The sequence below is a fragment of the bacterium genome (genome assembly GCA_026129405.1).
In the GTDB taxonomy this organism is placed as follows: domain Bacteria; phylum Desulfobacterota; class Binatia; order DP-6; family DP-6; genus JAHCID01.
Genome location: JAHCID010000009.1, coordinates 180,360 through 198,840, shown reverse-complemented (window position 1 = coordinate 198,840; position 18,481 = coordinate 180,360). Strand labels below are relative to the sequence as shown.

At 70.4% G+C, this 18,481-nt stretch carries 19 protein-coding genes; 10 read left to right on the top strand and 9 right to left on the bottom strand.

Features of this window, described 5'->3' with window-relative positions; translation table 11 throughout:
• Positions 1-63 precede the first annotated feature (63 nt).
• Entirely contained in the window at positions 64-369 is a 306-nt protein-coding gene (locus KIT14_23585; GenBank protein ID MCW5893509.1) for a hypothetical protein, read from the bottom strand.
• 149 nt (positions 370-518) lie between these two features.
• Between KIT14_23585 and KIT14_23580 the strand changes: the two genes are divergently transcribed.
• The gene (locus KIT14_23580; GenBank protein ID MCW5893508.1) at positions 519-1,256 is read left to right on the top strand and encodes an MBL fold metallo-hydrolase; all 738 of its coding nucleotides are present in this window, start codon (positions 519-521) and stop codon (positions 1,254-1,256) included.
• Here KIT14_23580 and KIT14_23575 read toward each other — a convergent pair.
• From KIT14_23575 to KIT14_23565, 3 genes are read right to left on the bottom strand one after another with little or no spacing between them, the layout of a single operon-like run.
• Positions 1,213-3,789, bottom strand: a complete 2,577-nt coding sequence (locus KIT14_23575) for a M23 family metallopeptidase (protein ID MCW5893507.1) — start codon at positions 3,787-3,789, stop codon at positions 1,213-1,215. The genes KIT14_23580 and KIT14_23575 overlap by 44 nt on opposite strands.
• Positions 3,789-4,364, bottom strand: a complete 576-nt coding sequence (locus KIT14_23570) for a CoA pyrophosphatase (GenBank protein MCW5893506.1) — start codon at positions 4,362-4,364, stop codon at positions 3,789-3,791. Before KIT14_23570 ends, KIT14_23575 begins: the two co-directional genes overlap by 1 nt.
• Before the next feature lie 51 nt (positions 4,365-4,415).
• Complete coding sequence (locus KIT14_23565; protein ID MCW5893505.1) at positions 4,416-4,727, bottom strand: DUF721 domain-containing protein; 312 nt, start codon at positions 4,725-4,727, stop codon at positions 4,416-4,418.
• A 180-nt stretch (positions 4,728-4,907) separates the two neighbouring features.
• Here KIT14_23565 and KIT14_23560 point away from each other — a divergent pair, with 180 nt between their 5' ends.
• Together KIT14_23560 and gcvH are read left to right on the top strand one after the other, a co-directional pair.
• Positions 4,908-7,694, top strand: a complete 2,787-nt coding sequence (locus KIT14_23560; protein ID MCW5893504.1) for a vitamin B12-dependent ribonucleotide reductase — start codon at positions 4,908-4,910, stop codon at positions 7,692-7,694.
• Positions 7,695-7,890: 196 nt separating this feature from the next.
• Complete coding sequence (gene gcvH / locus KIT14_23555; GenBank protein ID MCW5893503.1) at positions 7,891-8,277, top strand: glycine cleavage system protein GcvH; 387 nt, start codon at positions 7,891-7,893, stop codon at positions 8,275-8,277.
• A gap of 32 nt (positions 8,278-8,309) precedes the next feature.
• Here the strand turns inward: gcvH and KIT14_23550 are convergent, their stop codons facing one another.
• Positions 8,310-8,579 (bottom strand): septum formation initiator family protein, encoded by a 270-nt coding sequence (locus tag KIT14_23550; protein ID MCW5893502.1) that lies wholly within the window; start codon positions 8,577-8,579, stop codon positions 8,310-8,312.
• Positions 8,580-9,180: 601 nt separating this feature from the next.
• Between KIT14_23550 and KIT14_23545 the strand changes: the two genes are divergently transcribed.
• The gene (locus KIT14_23545; protein ID MCW5893501.1) at positions 9,181-9,957 is read left to right on the top strand and encodes an alpha/beta fold hydrolase; all 777 of its coding nucleotides are present in this window, start codon (positions 9,181-9,183) and stop codon (positions 9,955-9,957) included.
• 17 nt (positions 9,958-9,974) lie between these two features.
• On the opposite strand, the gene KIT14_23540 is transcribed toward KIT14_23545, so the two are convergent.
• The 4 genes from KIT14_23540 to KIT14_23525 form a co-directional block, all read right to left on the bottom strand.
• Entirely contained in the window at positions 9,975-10,685 is a 711-nt protein-coding gene (locus tag KIT14_23540; GenBank protein MCW5893500.1) for a phosphoadenylyl-sulfate reductase, read from the bottom strand.
• 91 nt (positions 10,686-10,776) lie between these two features.
• A complete protein-coding gene (locus KIT14_23535; GenBank protein MCW5893499.1) occupies positions 10,777-12,129 on the bottom strand; it encodes a patatin-like phospholipase family protein in 1,353 nt (450 codons plus the stop codon).
• A 216-nt stretch (positions 12,130-12,345) separates the two neighbouring features.
• Positions 12,346-13,080, bottom strand: coding sequence for an NDP-sugar synthase (locus KIT14_23530; protein MCW5893498.1), 735 nt, complete (start codon positions 13,078-13,080; stop codon positions 12,346-12,348).
• Positions 13,077-14,150, bottom strand: a complete 1,074-nt coding sequence (locus KIT14_23525) for a phosphotransferase (GenBank protein MCW5893497.1) — start codon at positions 14,148-14,150, stop codon at positions 13,077-13,079. Before KIT14_23525 ends, KIT14_23530 begins: the two co-directional genes overlap by 4 nt.
• Positions 14,151-14,264: 114 nt before the next feature.
• On the opposite strand from KIT14_23525, the gene ndhC reads away from it, so the two are divergent.
• The 6 genes from ndhC (at position 14,265) to KIT14_23495 (ending at position 18,479) form a co-directional block, all read left to right on the top strand.
• Positions 14,265-14,621 (top strand): NADH-quinone oxidoreductase subunit A, encoded by a 357-nt coding sequence (ndhC, locus tag KIT14_23520; protein MCW5893496.1) that lies wholly within the window; start codon positions 14,265-14,267, stop codon positions 14,619-14,621.
• 19 nt (positions 14,622-14,640) lie between these two features.
• Positions 14,641-15,165 (top strand): NADH-quinone oxidoreductase subunit C, encoded by a 525-nt coding sequence (locus KIT14_23515; GenBank protein MCW5893495.1) that lies wholly within the window; start codon positions 14,641-14,643, stop codon positions 15,163-15,165.
• Positions 15,166-15,195: 30 nt separating this feature from the next.
• Positions 15,196-16,395 (top strand): NADH-quinone oxidoreductase subunit D, encoded by a 1,200-nt coding sequence (locus tag KIT14_23510; GenBank protein MCW5893494.1) that lies wholly within the window; start codon positions 15,196-15,198, stop codon positions 16,393-16,395.
• A gap of 85 nt (positions 16,396-16,480) precedes the next feature.
• Positions 16,481-16,882, top strand: a complete 402-nt coding sequence (locus tag KIT14_23505; protein ID MCW5893493.1) for an NAD(P)H-dependent oxidoreductase subunit E — start codon at positions 16,481-16,483, stop codon at positions 16,880-16,882.
• 5 nt (positions 16,883-16,887) lie between these two features.
• Positions 16,888-17,988 (top strand): NADH-quinone oxidoreductase subunit H, encoded by a 1,101-nt coding sequence (locus tag KIT14_23500; protein MCW5893492.1) that lies wholly within the window; start codon positions 16,888-16,890, stop codon positions 17,986-17,988.
• Complete coding sequence (locus KIT14_23495) at positions 17,907-18,479, top strand: NADH-quinone oxidoreductase subunit J (GenBank protein ID MCW5893491.1); 573 nt, start codon at positions 17,907-17,909, stop codon at positions 18,477-18,479. Before KIT14_23500 ends, KIT14_23495 begins: the two co-directional genes overlap by 82 nt.
• Positions 18,480-18,481 lie beyond the last annotated feature (2 nt).

The following is an 18,481-nucleotide window of genomic DNA, read 5'->3' as shown; positions in this document are numbered from 1 at the left end:
CGGGCGCGGGAGGCGGATGCCGGCCTGCGCTGCCGGCATCCGACGCCATCCGGGCCGCGTCGCCTACCGGCGCGGCCCCGCGGCGCCGAGGTTGACGAGCTTCAGGAAGCCGCAGATCGCGAGCGCGCCGGCGAAGGCCGCCGCGAGCGGATGTCCCGCAACCGTCGGGCCGCCGTTCCATCCCGTCATGTCGAGGAGGTAGGGGCCGAGGTAGAGGCCGAAGAGGCCGGTGAGGAGGGGCAGCCCGCGGCTGTGCACCCCGGTGTCGAGCAGCCGCTCCGCCGTCCAGCCGGCCGCTGCCGCCACGGCCGTGATCTGGAGCAGCGTCCAGGCCTCGCTCATGAGATCCGGGTCATAGCTCAGTTGCATCGTCCACCTCTGGCAAGGGACTGCCACCTCGCGTAAGGAGCAAGCGACATGCCGCCGTCGGTGCCGCCATGCCGCTGCGACCGCGATGCGCGGTGCGCCATGTGCATGACGGCCCGGTGCAGTCGTGTGCAGGCGTCGGGGAGGACGGCGTGGTGCGCGTGACCGTGCTGGGCTCCGGGGACGCCTTCGGCTCCGGCGGGCGCTTCCACAGCGCGTATCTCGTCGAGACCCCGGGCGCGACCTTCCTGCTCGACTGCGGTCCGTCGATATTGCAGGCGCTCAAGCGCGCGCGGGTCGCGCCGGACCGTCTCGACTTCGTTCTCCTGACGCACTTCCACGGCGACCACTTCGCCGGGGTGCCCTTCCTGTTCATGGATTACCGCTACGAGAGCCGCCGCACGCGGCCCTTCACCGTGTTCGGTCCGCCCCAGGTCGAGCGGCGCGTGCGCGCGCTCTTCTCCGCGCTGTACGAGAAGACCGCCGACGAGCCGTCACCGTTCCCGGTCGCGTATCGCGAGCTGGCCACCGAGGTCGCCGTCGAGGTCGCGGGCGTGCGCGTGACGCCGCTGCCGGTGCCGCACGTCTGCGAGCTGGTTTCGTTCGCCTACCGCATCGAGGCCGCGGGGCGGACCCTCGTCTACAGCGGCGACACGGCATGGACGGACGATCTCGTCAGGTACACGCATGGCGCCGACCTCTTCGTCTGCGAGTGCTCCACCTGGGAGACCAAGCTCGACATCCACGTCTCGTATCCGGAGGTGGCGACGCACGCGCCGAAGCTCGGCTGCAAGCGGCTGCTGCTCACCCATCTCGGCAGCGAGCCGCTCGCCCGTCTCGACGAGATCACCCTCGAGGTGGCCCGGGACGGGATGACGATCGAGCTCTGAGCTCCTGCGGCGTCAGCACGAGCGCGTCGCGTCGCTCGTCCTGCGCCTGCGTCTGCGCCATGGCGAGCATGGCGCCGATGCTCTGGTGCACCAAGGCGGCGAGGAGCGGTACGTCGTCGGGCGCGTCGGGCTGGGCGCGCAGCGCCTGCGCGCAGGCGAGCGTCTGTCGGGCGGCCGGAACCCGGCCGGTCTCGGCCAGGACGTAGGCGGTCGCCTCGAGCCGGCGCGCGGTCGGTGCGGCCGGGAAGAGGGCGCGCGCGGCGTCGGCGAGGACGCTGCGCAGGCGCTCCTCCTGCTGCACGGGGGCGAGCACGATGGGGCTGTCGCGTTGGCCTGCGATCGCGGCGAGGAACGGCGCCGCGGCCTCGGGCGTCGGCCACCAGGTGCGGAGCTCGGGCAGCGCGAGCAGCGCGGGCGCCTCGCGCAGCAGGGCGGGGCGCTCGTCGTCGCTCGGCGGCGACGCCAGCGACGAGCGCAGCTCCGCGGCCTCGGCCGGCGGCTCGCTCGTGAGCCGGGCGCGGATGCGGGTGTAGTCGCGCCCGCGTTCCGTCGTGCCCGCGCGCGCCTGGGCCTCGACCAAAAGCGCGTCGAGGGCGCGCGCGTCGGCCGGCACGAGGCGGACGTCGGCCTCCTTCTGGATGCGCTCGCGCAGCGCGCGCAGCTGCTTGCGCGCGATCGGTGCGAGGTGGACCTCGCGCAGCCCGTCGGGCTCGTTGATGGCGGCATCGACGAGGAGCGTCGTGCCGTCGGGGAGCGTGCGCACCAGCCAGACGAGGCGGTCGCCGCGGCCGTCGACCGCCGACACCCAGCCTTCGAGGTCGCTGCGCGCCGGCGGCGCGGCGGCGACGGGGGCGGGCGCAGGCTCCGGCACGGCGACGCCCCGCTGCGCGCGAGGCAGGGCGCGCGCCGGATCGCCTTTGCGGGCCGGCTTCGCGGCCGACGCCTCGCATGCGATAGCGCCGCCGCCGCGTCGGCGGCGCGCCGAGCTCGCCCAGGGCTGCGGCGGCAGCTTCGCCGTCGGCACCGGCGAGCTACGCCGCGACCGCCACGGCGGTGTCCGAGACGGCTCGTGTCGAGCCCGAGGCGTGCGGGCGTGGCGGCGGCGCTCCGCGGCATCCTGAGGGCCCCTCCGTCTCGGCCGCCGGCGCGCCGGGGCCGGCGTGTCGGCCGCGGCCGCCCCGGCGAGGGCGGCAGGTGTCTGCGGGGCGCGCGGATGTGCGGCGAGGCGTGCGCCGACGTGGTCGTGGATCCAGTGACCGTCCCACCATTCCACCGGATCGACGTGCGTGCCGTGGATCATGTTGCTGTAGTGGAGGTGGTCGCCGCCGGCGAGGCCGGTGACGCCGGTGCGTCCGATGGCGTCGCCTTTCGCGACCGTGACGCCTTCCCGCACGCCGATCTCGCTCAGGTGGCCGTAGAGCGAGAACAGGCCGAGCCCGTGGTCGAGGATGACGGTATCGCCGTAGATGCCGAGCGGTCCCGCGAACACGACGCGTCCGCCGTTCGCCGCCGGCACGACCGCGCGCTTGAGGGACGCGAGGTCGTAGCCGAGATGCGTCTGGCGATCGATCTCGGTGCCGTCGAACGAATAGATGCGTTGGTCGGCGAAGCCGGACAGCGGCGCGCCGTTCGGCAGGCGCATGAACGCACCCTCCCAGAGCGGCGTGTCCGCGCTCTCGCGGGTGATCTCCTGGACGCGTACCTCGGTCGCCTTGCGCAGATCGCGGTTGATGCGCAGATAGCCGTCGACGAGCGTGCCGCTCTGATCGAGTCCGTTGGCAGCGAGCAGCTCGGGCACCTTCGCCGCGAGGAAATCCTGGCTCAGCGCGAACGGCTTGGTCGCGAAGGTGCGCGGCTGGACGGTGACGTCGAACCCGACCTCGCCCCAGTTGCCGGCCGCGTCCTTCGCCACGACCTGCGGCTTGGCGCCGGGCTGGTTCCAGGGGACGGCGAACAGCGCCGCGCGCAGCGTCGGATCGGCGAAGAGACCCGACGTCGCCGGGAAGAACAGCTCGCCGACGCGCACGCCGCTCTCGACCGTGTCGTCGCTGACGCGGAAGACGACGCTCTCGCTGCCGCCGAGACGCACGCGATGCTGGCTCGTCAGCACCGCCACCGTGGGCGGCGTCAGGTCGACGGTGACCGGCTGGCTGGTGCGCGGCCCGCTGCGCAGCACCGAGAGCCAGGAGTGGTCCCACGCCCAGGCCTCCAGCGTCGCAGGGCCTTCGGGGAGCGTCGCCTGGTCGAGCGTCGCCTCGAGCGTGGCCTCGTGGACGCCGCTGCCGATCCACGAGAGACGCGGGAAGTCCTGCTCGGCGAGCACGACCGGAGCCGCGCCGTTCTGCGGCACGAGCCGCAGCTCGACGCGGGCGAGGCCGCTGCCGCGATCGCTGGCCGTCATCCGCACCGGCGCGGTGCGGCCGATCGCGGTGGGGAGCGCGTCGAAGACGGCCTTGGGGCCGAGCGGCTCGGCCCGCGTGAACAGCAGCGTCGCGAGGCCGAGCGCCACGAGAGCGAGGAAGAGCGCACGCATCAGGGAAGGGTCTCCAGCACGTCGAGGAGGTTGCGGGTGATGCGGTGTGTGGCACCCCAGATCACCTGCCCCTCGAAGGGAAAGCTGCGGATCGGCACCCGCTGGCCCTCGAAGTCCCACGTCTCCTCCCGCTCGGCGTCGGGGGCGGTGAGGGCCGCGAGCGGGACCGTGAAGATCGTGTCGACCTCGTGCGGGCTGGGCTGCCAGGCATACGGATGCGGCGCGATGCCGACGTACGGTGTGATGACGAAGCGCGAGCCCATGGTCTCGATGTCGTCGAGCGCGCCGAGCAGCTCGACGTCGGCCGGCCGCAGGCCGATCTCCTCGTGCGCCTCGCGCAGCGCCGTGGTGGCGAGGTCGGGATCGTCGAGGTGACGGCGGCCGCCCGGGAAGGCGACCTGTCCCTGGTGCGTCGGCAGCGAGGTGGAGCGACGCGTGTAGAGCAGGTGCAGCGTCCCCTCGACCCGTAGCAGGGGGACGAGAACGGCCGCGGCCGTCTTGCCGGGCGGCGACAGGACGACGCGCGAGCGATCGTGGAGCGCGCGCGCGAGCGCGGGGAGCAGCACCGGCGACATCGGGGCGCGACGACAGTAGCACCGGGCCCCGGTGCGGCAAAGGCGCGTGCGTCAGCGGGCGTCGCGCGATCCGGCGAGCACGAAGAAGAGGTCGCGCACCGGCGCGCCCGTGACGGTCGCGTTCAGTCGGTCGCGCAGCTCGCGTTTCAGATACCGCAGCTCCTGCATCCACTCCGACCCGTCGACCTCGACGACGAGCAGGCCGCGCCGCAACCGCAGCGGGCGCGCGTGGCGCGCGATCTGCGGACCGACGACGCGATCCCACTCGGTCCACAGCGGATAGTGCACCAGGCCGACCGTCGCCGGCAGGCGGCCGAGCGCGGCGCGCAGCGCCTCGGAGAGCCGGACGAAGCTGTGGGGCACGCACGTCAAAGACCGCAGGGACGGGTGTTTTGCAAGCGCGCGACGCGTTCGTGACGCCGTCGTTGACAGCACAACATATAGTGCTATGACCGGCTCTTCACGTTCCTGAGGCACAATATCTCGGGACCGCGGGGAGGTGGGAACATGGCGATGGAACGACCGCAGGAGGCGGTCTGGACGATGCCCGGCGGAGGCGGGGCGGAGGCGGCGCCGATGGCAGCGCCCGTGCGCGCCGGCGTCACGATCGCGCGACGGTTCGTCCGCCCGGGCGTCGATCCGTACGACGAGATCGAGTGGGACTTCCGCTCGGCGATGATCCAGGGCGAGGGTGGGGAGACCGTCTTCGAGCAGCGCGACGTCGAGGTGCCGCGGGGCTGGTCGCAGCTCGCCACCAACGTCGTCGTGTCGAAGTACTTCCGTGGCGCGCTCGGCACGCCGCAGCGCGAGCGCAGCGTGCGCCAGCTGATCGGCCGTGTCGTCGAGACGATCAGCGAGTGGGGCGACGAGCAGGCCTACTTCGCGACGCCCGACGACCGGCGTGCCTTCCGCGACGAGCTGACGCACCTGCTGCTCCAGCAGAAGGTCGCGTTCAACAGCCCGGTCTGGTTCAACGTCGGCATCGAGCCGAAGCCGCAGTGCTCGGCGTGCTTCATCCTCTCGGTCGACGACCGCATGGAGTCGATCCTCGATTGGTACCGCAAGGAAGGCATCATCTTCAAAGGCGGGTCGGGCTCGGGCGTGAACCTCTCGCGGCTGCGCTCCTCGAAGGAGCGGCTCGCGGGCGGCGGCACGGCGTCGGGACCGGTGTCGTTCATGCGTGCGGCCGACGCGTCGGCGGGCGTCATCAAGTCGGGCGGCAAGACGCGGCGTGCGGCCAAGATGGTCGTGCTCGACGCGCAGCATCCCGACGTCATGGAGTTCATCGGCTGCAAGGCCGAGGAGGAGAAGAAGGCCTGGGCGCTGATCAACGCCGGCTACGACTCCTCGCTCGACGGGCCGGCGTACGGCTCCGTCTTCTTCCAGAACGCCAACAACTCGGTGCGTGTGACGGACGAGTTCATGCGGGCGGCGCTCGAGGGCCGCACCTGGAACACGCGCTTCGTCACCAGCGGCGAGGTCTGCGAGCAGATGTCGGCGCGCGACCTGCTGCGCCGCATCGCCGAGGCCACCCACCAGTGCGGCGATCCGGGGATGCAGTTCGATACGACGATCAACGACTGGCACACCTGTCCGAACACCGGCCGCATCAACGCGTCGAACCCGTGCTCCGAGTACATGCACCTCGACGACAGCGCCTGTAATCTCGCCAGCCTTAACCTGATGCGCTTCGTCGACGAGCAGGGCGTGTTCGACGTCGCCGGCTTCCGGCACGCGGTGGACGTCGTCATCACGGCGCAGGACATCGTCGTCGACAAGTCGAGCTACCCGACCCCCGAGATCACGCGCAACGCGCAGGACTACCGCGAGCTCGGCCTCGGCTACGCCAACCTCGGGGCGCTGCTCATGTCGCTCGGCCTGGCCTACGACTCCGACGCCGGCCGCGAATACGCCGGCGCGGTGACCGCGATCATGTGCGGCGAGGCCTACCTCCAGTCGGCGCGCATCGCGGCGGCGAAGGGCGCGTACGCGGGCTACGCGCGCAACCGCGATCCGCAGCTGCACGTGATCGAGAAGCATCGCAGCCATGCGCACCGGCTGAACCCCACGCTGGTGCCGCTCGAGCTGCTGGCGGCGGCGCGCGAGTCCTGGGACCAGGCGGCGACGGTGGCCCGCGACGCCGGCGTCCGCAACTCGCAGGTCACGGTGCTCGCGCCCACCGGGACGATCGCCTTCATGATGGATTGCGACACGACGGGCGTCGAGCCCGACATCGCGCTCGTCAAGTACAAGAAGCTCGTCGGCGGCGGGGTCCTGAAGATCGTCAACACCACCGTGCCGCGCGCGCTCAAGCGTCTCGGCTACGACTCGCGCGAGGTGCAGCAGATCGTCGAGTACATCGACGAGCAGGAGACCATCGAGGGCGCGCCGTCGCTGCGCGAGGACGACCTGCCGGTGTTCGACTGCGCCTTCAAGCCCGCACGCGGGGTGCGCAGCATCCATCCGCTGGGCCACGTGCGCATGATGGCCGCGGTACAGCCGTTCATCTCCGGCGCCATCTCGAAGACGATCAACGTTCCCGAGCAGGCCACCGTCGAGGACATCGAGCAGGCCTACATCGAGTCCTGGAAGCTGGGGCTGAAGGCGGTGGCGATCTATCGCGACGGCTGCAAGAAGACCCAGCCCCTCAACACCGCCAGGCCGGTGTCCGACAAGGCCGCGGTCGAGGTGGCGCCGCCGAAGCCGACGCGGCGGCGACTCCCCGCCGAGCGCTCGGCCGTCTGCCACAAGTTCGACATCGCCGGCCACGAGGGCTACGTGCACGTCGGCTTCCACGAGGACGGCACGCCGGGCGAGCTGTTCATCAAGATGGCCAAGGAGGGCAGCACGGTCTCCGGCCTGATGGACTCGATCGGGGTGCTCACCTCGATGGCGCTCCAGTACGGGGTGCCGCTCGAGGTGCTGGTCTCGAAGTTCAGCCACGTGCGCTTCGAGCCGTCGGGGTTCACCAAGAACCCGGACATCCCGATGGCGAAGTCGCTCATCGACTACGTCTTCCGCTACCTCGGGTCGCGCTTCCTTCCGGGCGAGGAGCGGGCGAGCATCGGTCTCGTGGAGCGTGAGGAGCCGGCGCCGGCGCCGCGGGCGCTGCCGCCGCGGGCCCAGCTGACCGAGGCTCCGGTTTCCGCCGTGGCCACTGCGAGCGTGCATGCCCCGATCGGCTTTGCGGCCGGCGGTACGGCGCAGGCCCCGATCACGTTCAGCCCGCAGGCCGATGCGCCGAGCTGCCCCGATTGCGGGTCGCTCATGGTGCGCAACGGCGCCTGCTACAAGTGCTTCAACTGCGGCGCGACGAGCGGCTGCTCGTGAGCGCCTGACGCCGGCCGTGGTGGCGGCGCCGGAGGTCGTCCCGATCGGGACGACCTCCGCGCCGCGCGCCCGGCCCGCGGCGTTCGGGTGCGCGCTGCACGCGGCCGCATCGCCCCGGACGGCCTTGACACGGCCGGGCAGGGCTCTGTATCGACGCGCGACCGGGCCATGAACCGCAACGTTTTCGAGCTTCACAATGGCTGACACGCTCAAGTTCACCGAAGATCACCTATGGGTGCGCGTCGAGGGAAATCGCGCGCAGGTCGGCATCTCGGAGTACGGGCAGAGCGAGCTGGGCGAGGTCATCGCGGTCGAAGCCCCCGACGTGGGCGACGAGATGGAGAAGGGCGAGCCCTTCGGCGAGATCGAGAGCGTGCGCACCGTCCAGGAGCTGATCTCACCCCTCAGCGGGCCGGTGACCGCGGTCAACACCGAGCTCGACGACCAGCCCCGTCTGGTCAACGAGGACCCGCTCCACGAGGGGTGGCTGGTCGAGATCGAGATGGCCGACGAGTCCGAGCTCGACGACCTCATGGACCTCGACGAGTACGAAGAGTTCGCCGCCGGCGGCGAAGAGGGCTGATCGCCCGCGGCCGGGACGCTCCGGGCGTCGGATCAGCGCGGCGGGACGCCCGCGTGGCGTCCGAAGCGATAGACCACCTCGTCCGCCCGCACGAGCCCCAGCTGGCGGCGCGCGAGCGCCTCGAGGTGGCTGGCGTCGGCGCGCAGCTTCTCGATTTCGTTACGGAGCGTGTCGTTCTCCTGCATCCGCTCCACGGTCGCGGAGCCCAACTCCTGGCGCTTGGCCTGGAGATCGAGGAGGCGGCTGATGCCGTCGGCCCCGAAGAGAACCGACCAGGCGACCGCGGCGATGGTAATCCCCAACGCTCCGCTCAGGACCCGCGCCCCCGCTCCGCCCACCGCCCGTGGAGGTAACCGAAACGTTGCTCGGAGGCAATCATCCTGCCGGCGCGCGGTGTCGGTAAAACACTCTGCTATCGGTCGCGCCGGGAATCCGGGAACGACATTCTAAGGTCCGGATGCCCGCGGATTTCCGAGGTCATGGAATAAAAAAAAATTTCCAAAACGCTGGTGCTCTCTTGACTCTTGCACCGGTGCACCCTATACGGATGTCGGTGTGGATGTTGGAGGGGTGGTGGGAGTCTCGCCCTGGGACCCTGCAACACAACGTTCCAGACCCGGCCTCCATCGAGAGGCCCATTCGGAGGTGACCATGGCTGCGAAGAAGAAGACCGTGAGCAAGGCCAAGAAGAAGGCGCCCGCCAAGAAGAAGGCGGCCAAGAAGAAGAAGTAACCCCGCGCGACCGTCAGGTCGCGCAGTTTCTTCTGTCCGAGCTAGGCACGTAAGTTCAGTTTCAGTAGTACCCGAGTAGTTTTCGTCCCGGGCGAGATTCGGGCCCCGAGGGGGCCCGAGAGAAAGGCCCTCCGGCACGCGCCGAGGGCCTTTTTCATTGGTACAGCGCGCGTGATCCGCACCATCCCCGTCGTCGCCGAGAGCCCGCGCTACACGCCTCCGCTGCTGTACCTGCCGGGCCTGTGGTGTCGAGCCGCTGCGTTCGGGGGAATCCCGGGCGCCCTGGCGCATCGCGGGTGGGAAGGGGCGATGCTCGAGTTCGCCGCGAGCGAGCGCGGCGGCGTCGAGGCCAGGGCCGAGGCCGTCGCCGCGCATGTACGCGGCCTCCCGAGCCCTCCCGTGCTGGTGGGGCACGACGCGGGCGGCATCGTGGCGTTGGCCGTTGCGCAGCGCGTACCGCTCGTGGCCCTGATCCTGCTCGCGCCGCTTGCCGCCGGTGCCTGGTCGCTGCGCCTCCTGGTGCGTCGTCTCGACGCGTTCCTGGCGCTGCTGCGCGGTCGTCCCGTACCTCCTCCCCATCTCACGTTGCTGGCGCGGGTCCTCGGCGCGCTGCCGGCGGGGGGTATCCCCGCGCTCGTCCCCGAGCCGGCGGACCTGGTCCTCGACGTGCTGCGCAGACGTCGGTCGCTGGTGCCGCCGCCGCCTCCCGTGCTCGTCGTCGCGGGCGCACGGGACGTGCAGCTTGGTCCGGAAGCCGCCGCCGCCATGGCGGCGCGCCTGGGAGCCGAACATCGCAGCGTCGCGGACGCCGGTCACTGGCTTGCGTGCGAGCCGTCGTGGTACGCGACCGCCGCGACCATCCACCGTTGGCTGATACGGCGCCTCGGGGAGGACGTGCTCGAGCTCCACGCCGAGGCGATGGCCGAGCGGGGAGACGACCCGGACTGATCCGGATCGTCCGAGCGTCACTCCTTCGGATCGAGGAAGGTGTGCAGGCCGCACTCGGTCTTGCCGAGGCCGGCCCAGCGCCCGTCGCGCTCGTCCTCACCGGGGAGGACGGGACGGGTGCACGGCGCGCAGCCGATGCTGGCGTAGCCCTGCTCGAAGAGCGGGTGCGTCGGAATCCCGTGCTGCTCCAGGTAGTAGAAGCTGTCGCGTGAGGTCCAGCCGGCGAGCGGGTTGACCTTGTAGAGCCCGCCCTGGAACGCCTCCACGACGCGGATGGCCTGGCGCCCCCCGGACTGGTCGCGGCGCCGGCCGTTGATCCAGGCCCGGACGCCGGGGAGGAACCGCTTCAGGGGCTCGACCTTGTTGATGTGGCAGCACAGGTCGGGGTCGCGGGCGTAGAGGTCGAGCCCGTGGCGCTCGGCGAACTCCTCGCGCGCCATGATCGGCTGCAGCTCGACCAGCTTGATGCCCAGGCGCGCGACGATCTCGTCGCGGTAGCGCAGCGTCTCGGGAAAGTGGAAGCCCGTGTTGACGAAGACGACGGGGACCTCCGGGGCGACGTCGCGCAGCATGTGCGCCAGGATCACGCCGTCGTGCTGGAAGGAGCAGGTGAGGATGACGTCCGGCGCGAAGCGCTTCCACGTCCAGGCCAGGATCTCCTGGGGAGCGGCCTTCTCGAGCTCGGCGTTGGTCGCCGCGAGGTCGAGTTCCTCCGCGGTCGCGATCATCGCGCGACGCTAACACACGGGCATTGGCCCGGCAACGCGCCGTCTCGCAATGGGATTTCTTCCATGCGAGCGACGCCGATGCGGCCCTGCGTCAGGCTACGTGGAGGTTGCGCTTGGGCACGTCGCGCAGGAGCACGTCGTCGGGTGCGTCGCTGCTGTCGCTCGTGAGGAGCCGCTCGAGGCCCTCGCGGACCTCCTTCCGGGTCATCTGGATGCCGTAGCTCTGGAGGATCTGCCGGATCAGGTCGTAGTGCGACTCGACCGTCTCGGTGACCGACAGATAGCCGTGCGCTCCGGCGCTCTTGCCCGCCCACAGATTGAGCGGCGCCATGCGGAAGAAGGTGAGATCGGTCTCGGCGGGCTCGACGAGGATGATGTCGCCCTGGAAGTTGGGGTCGTCCTGGTACTGGCGGATGCCGAGCTGGAGGCGCGAGTGGAGCAGGGTGCGGAACACCTGGTTCAGGACCGTGAGCATGCCCTGGTCCGCGAGCGGCCGACCTTCGAGCATGTAGGCGTTGCGCTCGGGGTGGAAGCGTCGCACGACACGATTCGAGAAGGGCCGGAACGGGTTGTAGCAGATGACCAGATCCGCCCCGTGCTCGATGGCGACGTCGATGTTCGCCGTGCGCCGCACGCCGCCGTCGACGTAGTCGACGCCCTTCAGCCGCGCCGGCTTGTAGAAGCCCGGCAGCGCCGTCGACGCCTGCACCGCCTCGGAGATCGTGAGCGACGTGTCCTCGTCGTGGCCGAACACCACGCGCTCCGCCGTATCGAGGTTCATGGCGACGATGTAGAGCTCGATCCCGCGCACCCGATAGAGGACGCGGAAGTCGTTCGTCATGCCGCGGCGCTCGATGTTCCCGCGCAGGTAGCGCTCGATCGTGTGATTGTCGAAGAGCCCCGACGGCAGGTACGCGAGCGGGAAGGGGAACTCGCGCGCGGAGCCGAGCGCGTCGATGATCGGCTTGGTGCACTCGACGAGATTGTCGAGCGTCGGCTGCTGGCGCGCGCGCGCCAGCGGCGCTTCGAGCGCGCGCATCACCGCCGGCGTCTGTACGAGCACGTCGTAGAGGACGCCGGGGACGTAGCTCACCAGGTCGAGCAGGAACTCGAGCGGCTTCTTCAGCATCTCCTCGACGTTGAAGCCGTAGAAGTCGGCGGCCCCGAACTGCGAGAAGTTCTCGGAGACGCCCTCGAGCGAGCGCAGCATCTCGACGGGCGTGACGCCGCCCGCGAGCGGCGCGGCGAGGAACGAGCCGGCGGACAGGCCGACGTAGATGTCGAAGTCGGTCGTCTTGCGGTTGACGAGGAAGTCGTCGAGCGCCTTCAGGCCGCCGAGCTTGTAGGCGCCGCCGGTGACCGCGCCTCCCGCCAGCACGAGCGCCACCCGGGGGTTGCGCTTGCGGGCGGTGAGGTCGCTCTTGTGGACGATCGTCAGTCCCATGCGCCCATCCCTGACCCCTTCGGTCCGATTTGCCTGTGGCTGAAGCGTCGCGTCATGCGCCTATACCAAGGCTGCAACCGACGTGCCAAATGCCGCACTTGGCCATGGCCCTGCGCTTGCGGCCCGATGCTGCGGGTAGTGGATGCCCAGCCTCCGAGTCAAGAAACCCGTTTCTGAAAAATGGGGCACCGAGCGACGCATTTGCGACGCTACCCATCAGAACCGGAACGGCCGGCGGGTGAGCAGGGCGTCGGCCGCGGCGAGCGCCTCCGGCGTGTCGATCGTCACCCAGCGTGCATCGGTGGCGTATCCGTGGATCGCCCTCCCGGCGGCGAGCAGGCGCGGATAGGTGACGCGCGTGATGCTGAACGCCGCCCCATCGTCCATCCAATCGAGCACCTCCGGCTCGAGGACGTGCAGCCCCGGGAACATGAACGGGCGCAGCGGCGCCGGAACGGCGGCGTCGGCGGGAAGGCCGGCGATGCGGCGCACGCGATCGCCGGCGTCGAGCTCGACGAGGCCGTAGCGGGCGGCGTCGGGATCGGGGCGGACCGCGAGCGTCGCCAGCCCGCCGCGCGTCTCGTGAAAGCTGGTCACCGCGCGGAGGTCCAGCTCGAGCAGGCTGTCGCCGTTGACCACCACGAACGGCTCGCGCCCGAGCAGCGGCGCGGCGTGCTTGATGCCGCCGCCGGTGTCGCGGATCTCCTGCTCGCGCGAGTAGCGGACGCACAGGCCGAAGCGGCTGCCGTCGCCGATGGTGGCTTCGATGCGGTCGCCGAGGTGATGGAGGTTGATCACGACCTCGTCGATGCCGCCGGCGCGCAGGAAGGTGAGGAGGTGCTCGAGCAGCGGCCGGCCGCCGACGGGCATGAGGGGCTTCGGCAGCGTGTCGGTGAGCGGCGCGAGCCGCGTGCCGCGTCCGGCCGCGAGCACCATCGCGTGGCGGATCATGACGGCGCGAGCTCGGGCACCAGCGCGGCGAGCCGTGGCCGGATCGGTGCCAGCGCCGGCGTCGCGGCGAGGAGGCGGCGGGCGAGCCCGTACACGGCGGGCAGGTACGCGAAGTAGCCGGGCTTGCCCTTCACGCGCTCGAGGTACCAGAAGCGCCCGATCACCTTGAACGCGTGCTGGAGCGCGCACAGACGATAGCGCTCCTCGAAGCCGGAGGGCACCGGCCAGCCGGCGGCGGCGCGCGCGGCGACGAAGCGCGCGATCAGCCGTTGCTCGAGGGCGACGTCGATCCGCTCCGGCGTCGTGCGATCGGTGAGCAGCTGCGCGAGGTCGAAGGCGTCGGGCGCGCACAGCGCGTCCTGGAAGTCGATGAGGCGCAGCCGCCCGTCCTGTATGTGGACGTTCCAGGCCATGTAGTCGCGGTGCGAGAGGACGGTCGCGGCGTCCTCGAAGGGGGCGACGACGGGCTCGAGGGCGCGCAGCAGCGCGCGCCGCTCCGCCGCCGGCAGCACCCGACCATGACGGGTCTCGACGCCGTGGTCGACGAAGTGCTCGAGCTCCGCGCGCGCCAACGCCGCGTCGAAGCGCCGGTGGAACGCGTAGCAGGCGGGATCGGGCGCGCGCGCGCCCGCGACCTGGAGCGCGACGAGGAGATCGACCGCGCCCGCGAAGAGCGGCTCGGTGCGCGCGGGGTCGCCGCATGTCGCCGCGAACAGCGTCGTGTCGCCGACGTCCTCGACGAGCAGCAGGCCCTCGTCGGCGGCCGCGTCGTGCCAGAGGCGCGGGATCGGGAAGTCGTGCGCCGCGAGCCAGCGTCCGACGTTGACGTAGGGCAGCTCGGTGACGGCCGGCCCGCCGCCGACGATCTCGTCGGAGCCCGGCGTGAAGCGGCCTTCGCCGAGCACCATGGCGATCGCCGTCGGTGCGGGTGCGCCGCGCAGATGGAGGCGCAGATAGCGGCGCGTGGAGGCGTCGCCGTGCAGCGCGTCCGCGCGCTCGCAGTGCGCGTCGGCGCCGAAGGCGCGCTCGACCACGCGCGCGAGCGCGTCGTGTGGGAGCGCCGCCGACATCGCGAGGCGGCTACCAAAGGGTAGGGAGGGAGTCAAAGCGCGCACGCGCGTGTTACGCGATGCGCCAGCAGTTGACTCCCGCACGACGATGCCCTACCTCCATCGCGTTTTCCCATGAAGTTCGAGTACGTTCCCGTCCTGGTGACGTTGGCGATCGCGGCTGCCGTGCCGTCGCTGTTCCTGCTCGTCAGCGCGCTGTTCGGACCGCGGCAGCCGAACCCCGTGAAAGACGAGCCGTTCGAGTGCGGCAACCCTTCGAGCGGTCCGGCATGGGGACGCTTCTCGGTCAAATTCTATCTGACCGCGATCCTCTTCATCATCTTCGACGTCGAGGTCGTGTTCCTCTATCCGTGGGCGATACTCTTCCGCGAGCTCGGTCTGTTCGGGTTCATCGAGATGCTCGTCTTCATGGCGATCCTGACGCTCGGGCTCGTGTACGTGTGGCGCAAGGGCGCCCTCGAGTGGGACTGACGGAGGCGCGCGCGATCCGATGACGCCCGACGAGGTGCTGGCCGCGACCGCGGCCCTGCTCCCCGCTGCCACGCCGGCGGCGCCCGAGCTGGTGCGCGGCGACGCGGTCGTGCTGCTGCCGCGCGAGGGAATCACCGAGGCGCTCACGCGCCTGCGCGACGACCCGGCGCTCCGCTTCGAGGTGCTGGTCGACGTCACCTGCGTCGACTACCGGGGCCGCACGCCGCGCTTCGAGGTCGTCTACCAGCTGCGCTCGCTCACCCACCGGCATCGCCTGCGGGTGAAGGTCGGCGTGCCCGAGGACGACGCGCGCATCCCGAGCGCGTTCTCCGTGTGGCGGTCGGCGTCGTGGGGCGAGCGCGAGGCGTACGACCTCTTCGGGGTCGAGTTCACCGGCCATCCCGACCTGCGCCGCCTGCTGTTGTATCCGGAGTTCGTCGGCCATCCCCTGCGCAAGGACTACAAGCTCGACCAGCGGCACCCGCTGGTGCCCGAGCGCGATCCCATCGTCGATCCGTGGGCGTCGCGCGGAGGGGAGCGCTAGCGCATGTCGGCCCGCGGCCCGGGCTCGCTGATGCCGGATCGGTTCATCGAAACCGACCACGGCGAGAGCGACGTGATGGAGATCCAGATGGGCCCGTCCCATCCGGCCTCCCACGGCACCGTCAAGTTCAACCTGAAGCTCGACGGCGAGACGATCCTCGATGTCGACGTCGAGATCGGCTACCTGCACCGCGGCTTCGAGAAGATGTGCGAGCAGGGGACGTGGAACCACTGCTTCCCCTACGCCGACCGCCTCAACTACGCGTCGCCGATCCTCAACAACGTCGGCTTCGCACTCGCGCTCGAGAAGCTGGCGGGGATCGAGACGCCGGAGCGCTGCCAGTACATCCGCGTCATCGGCGGGGAGATCTCGCGCATCACCGACCACCTCACCTGTCTCGGCATGGCCGCGAGCGAGATCGGCGCGATCTCCGCGGGCTTCTACATGCTCGAGGCGCGCGAGTTCCTCTACGACCTCGTCGAGGCGATCACCGGCGCCCGGCTGACGGTCACCTGGTGCCGCCTGGGCGGCGTCACGAAGGATCTGCCGCCCGACATGACCGAGCGCGTGCGTGCGGCGTTCGCGCACACGCACAAGGTCATGGCGGACTGCGACAAGCTGCTGTCGAAGAACCGCATCTTCGTCGACCGCATGGCCGACGTCGGCATCATCCCGCGCGAGGACGCGATCGCCTGGGGGCTCACGGGCCCGCTGCTGCGCGCGACCGGCGTGCCGTTCGACGTCCGTAAGGCGGAGCCCTACCTCGTCTACGACCGCTTCGACTTCGAGGTCCCGACCGGTACCACGGGCGACAACTACGATCGCTTCATGGTGCGCTTCGCCGAGATCTTCCAGAGCATGAAGATCGTCGAGCAGGCGATGGCGCAGCTGCCGGACGGGCCGGTCATCGCCACCGATCCGCGCTTCGTCCTGCCGCCGAAGCAGGAGGTCTACGGCACGATCGAGGGCTTGATGAACCACTTCAAGCTCGTGATCGAGGGCCAGAAGATCCCCGCCGGCGAGGCGTTCGTCTGCACCGAGGGCGGCAACGGCGAGCTCGGGTTCTACCTCGTGAGCGACGGCAGCGGCCGGCCCTATCGCGTGCGCGTGCGGCCGCCGTGCTTCTACGCCATGGCGGCGCTCGGCGACATGCTGAAGGGCGAGATGGTCGCGGACATCATCACCACCTTCGGACAGCTGAACATGATCGGGGGCGAGTGTGACCGCTGACGCCGTCCGGCCGCCGTTCTCCGCGGCGGCGCTCGCGGAGTACCAGACGATTCTCGGACGCTATCCGACCCGTCGGGCGGCGCTCATGCCGACGCTGTGGCTCGCGCAGCGCGAGTTCGGCTGGCTCTCGGTGCCGGTGCAGGAGTACGTCGCGGAGCTGATGGAGCTGCCGCTGGCGTGGGTCAGCTCGGTCGCGTCCTTCTATACCCAGTACTGGAAGCAGCCGGTCGGGCGGCACCATCTCCAGCTCTGCCGCAACCTGCCGTGCCTGTTGCGCGGGGCGGGCGAGCTGCGCGACTGCATCCGCGAACGGCTCGGCATCGGCCACGGCGAGACCACGGCCGACGGCCGCTTCTCGCTGGAAGAGGTCGAGTGCCTCGCCTCCTGCGGCACGGCGCCGGTCGTCCAGCTGAGCAACGACGCCTACTACGAGAACCTCGACGTCCCGACGCTGCTCGAGCTCATCGAGCGGCTCCAGACGGCATGAGCGCGATGGCTCTCGACGCCGCGATCGCCGCCGCCAAGGCGCTCTTCATCATCTTCATCGTGCTCCAGGTGATGGGGATGGGCGTCTTCTTCGAGCGCAAGGTGAGCGCGATCATCCAGGATCGCATCGGCGCCAACCGCGCCGCCATCTTCGGCGTCGCCGCCTTCGGCATCGTCAACACGCTGGTCGCCGATCCGATCAAGTTCCTCCTGAAGGAGGACGTTCGCCCGGCGGGCGCCGACAGGCTCTTGCATACGTTGGCGCCCATTCTGAGCGTCATCCCGGCGCTCGCGGCGTTCGCCGTGCTGCCGTTCGGCGACGTGCTGATCCTCGAGAGTGGCCACACGATCAACCTCCAGGCCGCGGCGCTGAACGTCGGCATCCTCTACGTGCTCGCGATGGCGTCGCTCGGCGTCTACGGCGTGGTGCTCGCCGGCTGGGCGTCGAACAACCGCTGGTCGCTGCTCGGCGGCATCCGCGGCTCGGCCCAGATGATCTCGTACGAGATCGCCATGGGGCTGGCGCTGATCGGCGTCGTGCTGGTGTACGACACGCTCGATCTCCAGGAGATGGCGCGCGCGCAGGGCCACATGATCTTCGGGTGGATTCCGGCGTGGGGCGTGCTCTACCAGCCCGTCGGCTTCCTCATCTTCCTCACCGCCGGCATCGCCGAGTCGAAGCGCATCCCGTTCGACCTGCCGGAGAGCGAGTCGGAGCTGGTGAGCGGCTACTTCACCGAGTACTCGGGCGCGAAGCACCTCATGTTCATGATGGCCGACTTCGTCGAGGTGGTGCTCGTCGCAGGCCTCGTGACGACGATCTTCTTCGGCGGCTGGCAGGTGCCGTGGCTGGGACGCGAGGGCTTCGATCTGCCGGGCGGGCACTTCGTCGCGCTACCGTCGCTGGTCGTGGTGCTCCTCCAGGTGACGGCGTTCATCCTCAAGATGATCTTCTTCACCTGGCTCCAGATCGTGCTGCGCTGGACGCTGCCGCGCTTCCGCTACGACCAGCTGATGACGCTCGGCTGGAAGGGGCTGCTGCCGCTGGCGCTGGCGAACGTCATGGTCACGGCGTTCATCGTGCTGCTCGTCGAGGGTCGGACGTGAGCATCCCGCTGTTCCTGTTGCTGGCGCTGCTCACGGTCGGAGCGGCGCTGCTCGTCGTCGTCCACCGCAACCCGGTGTACAGCGCGCTCGGGCTGGTCTCGACGCTGTTCCTGCTCGCCGTCCTGTTCATCGGGCTCGACGCGCATCTCGTCGCCGTGCTGCAGATCATCGTCTACGCCGGCGCCATCGTCGTGCTCTTCCTCTTCGTGATCATGCTGCTCAATCTCCAGGTCGAGCAGCGGGTCGCGGGGACGCCCGTGCTGGCGGGGCTGGCGACGTTGGGAGGGCTCGTCCTCGGCGGCTTCGTGCTCGATGCGCTGCACCGCGCGCCCGTGCTGACGCTGCCCGCGGTCGATGCGGGGTTCGGCGGCACCGAGCCGCTCGCCCGCCGGCTCTTCACCCACTATCTGCTGCCGTTCGAGCTCACCTCGGTGCTGCTGCTGGTCGCCATCGTGGGTGCGGTCGTGATCGGCAAGCGACGGGGGGCGTGAGC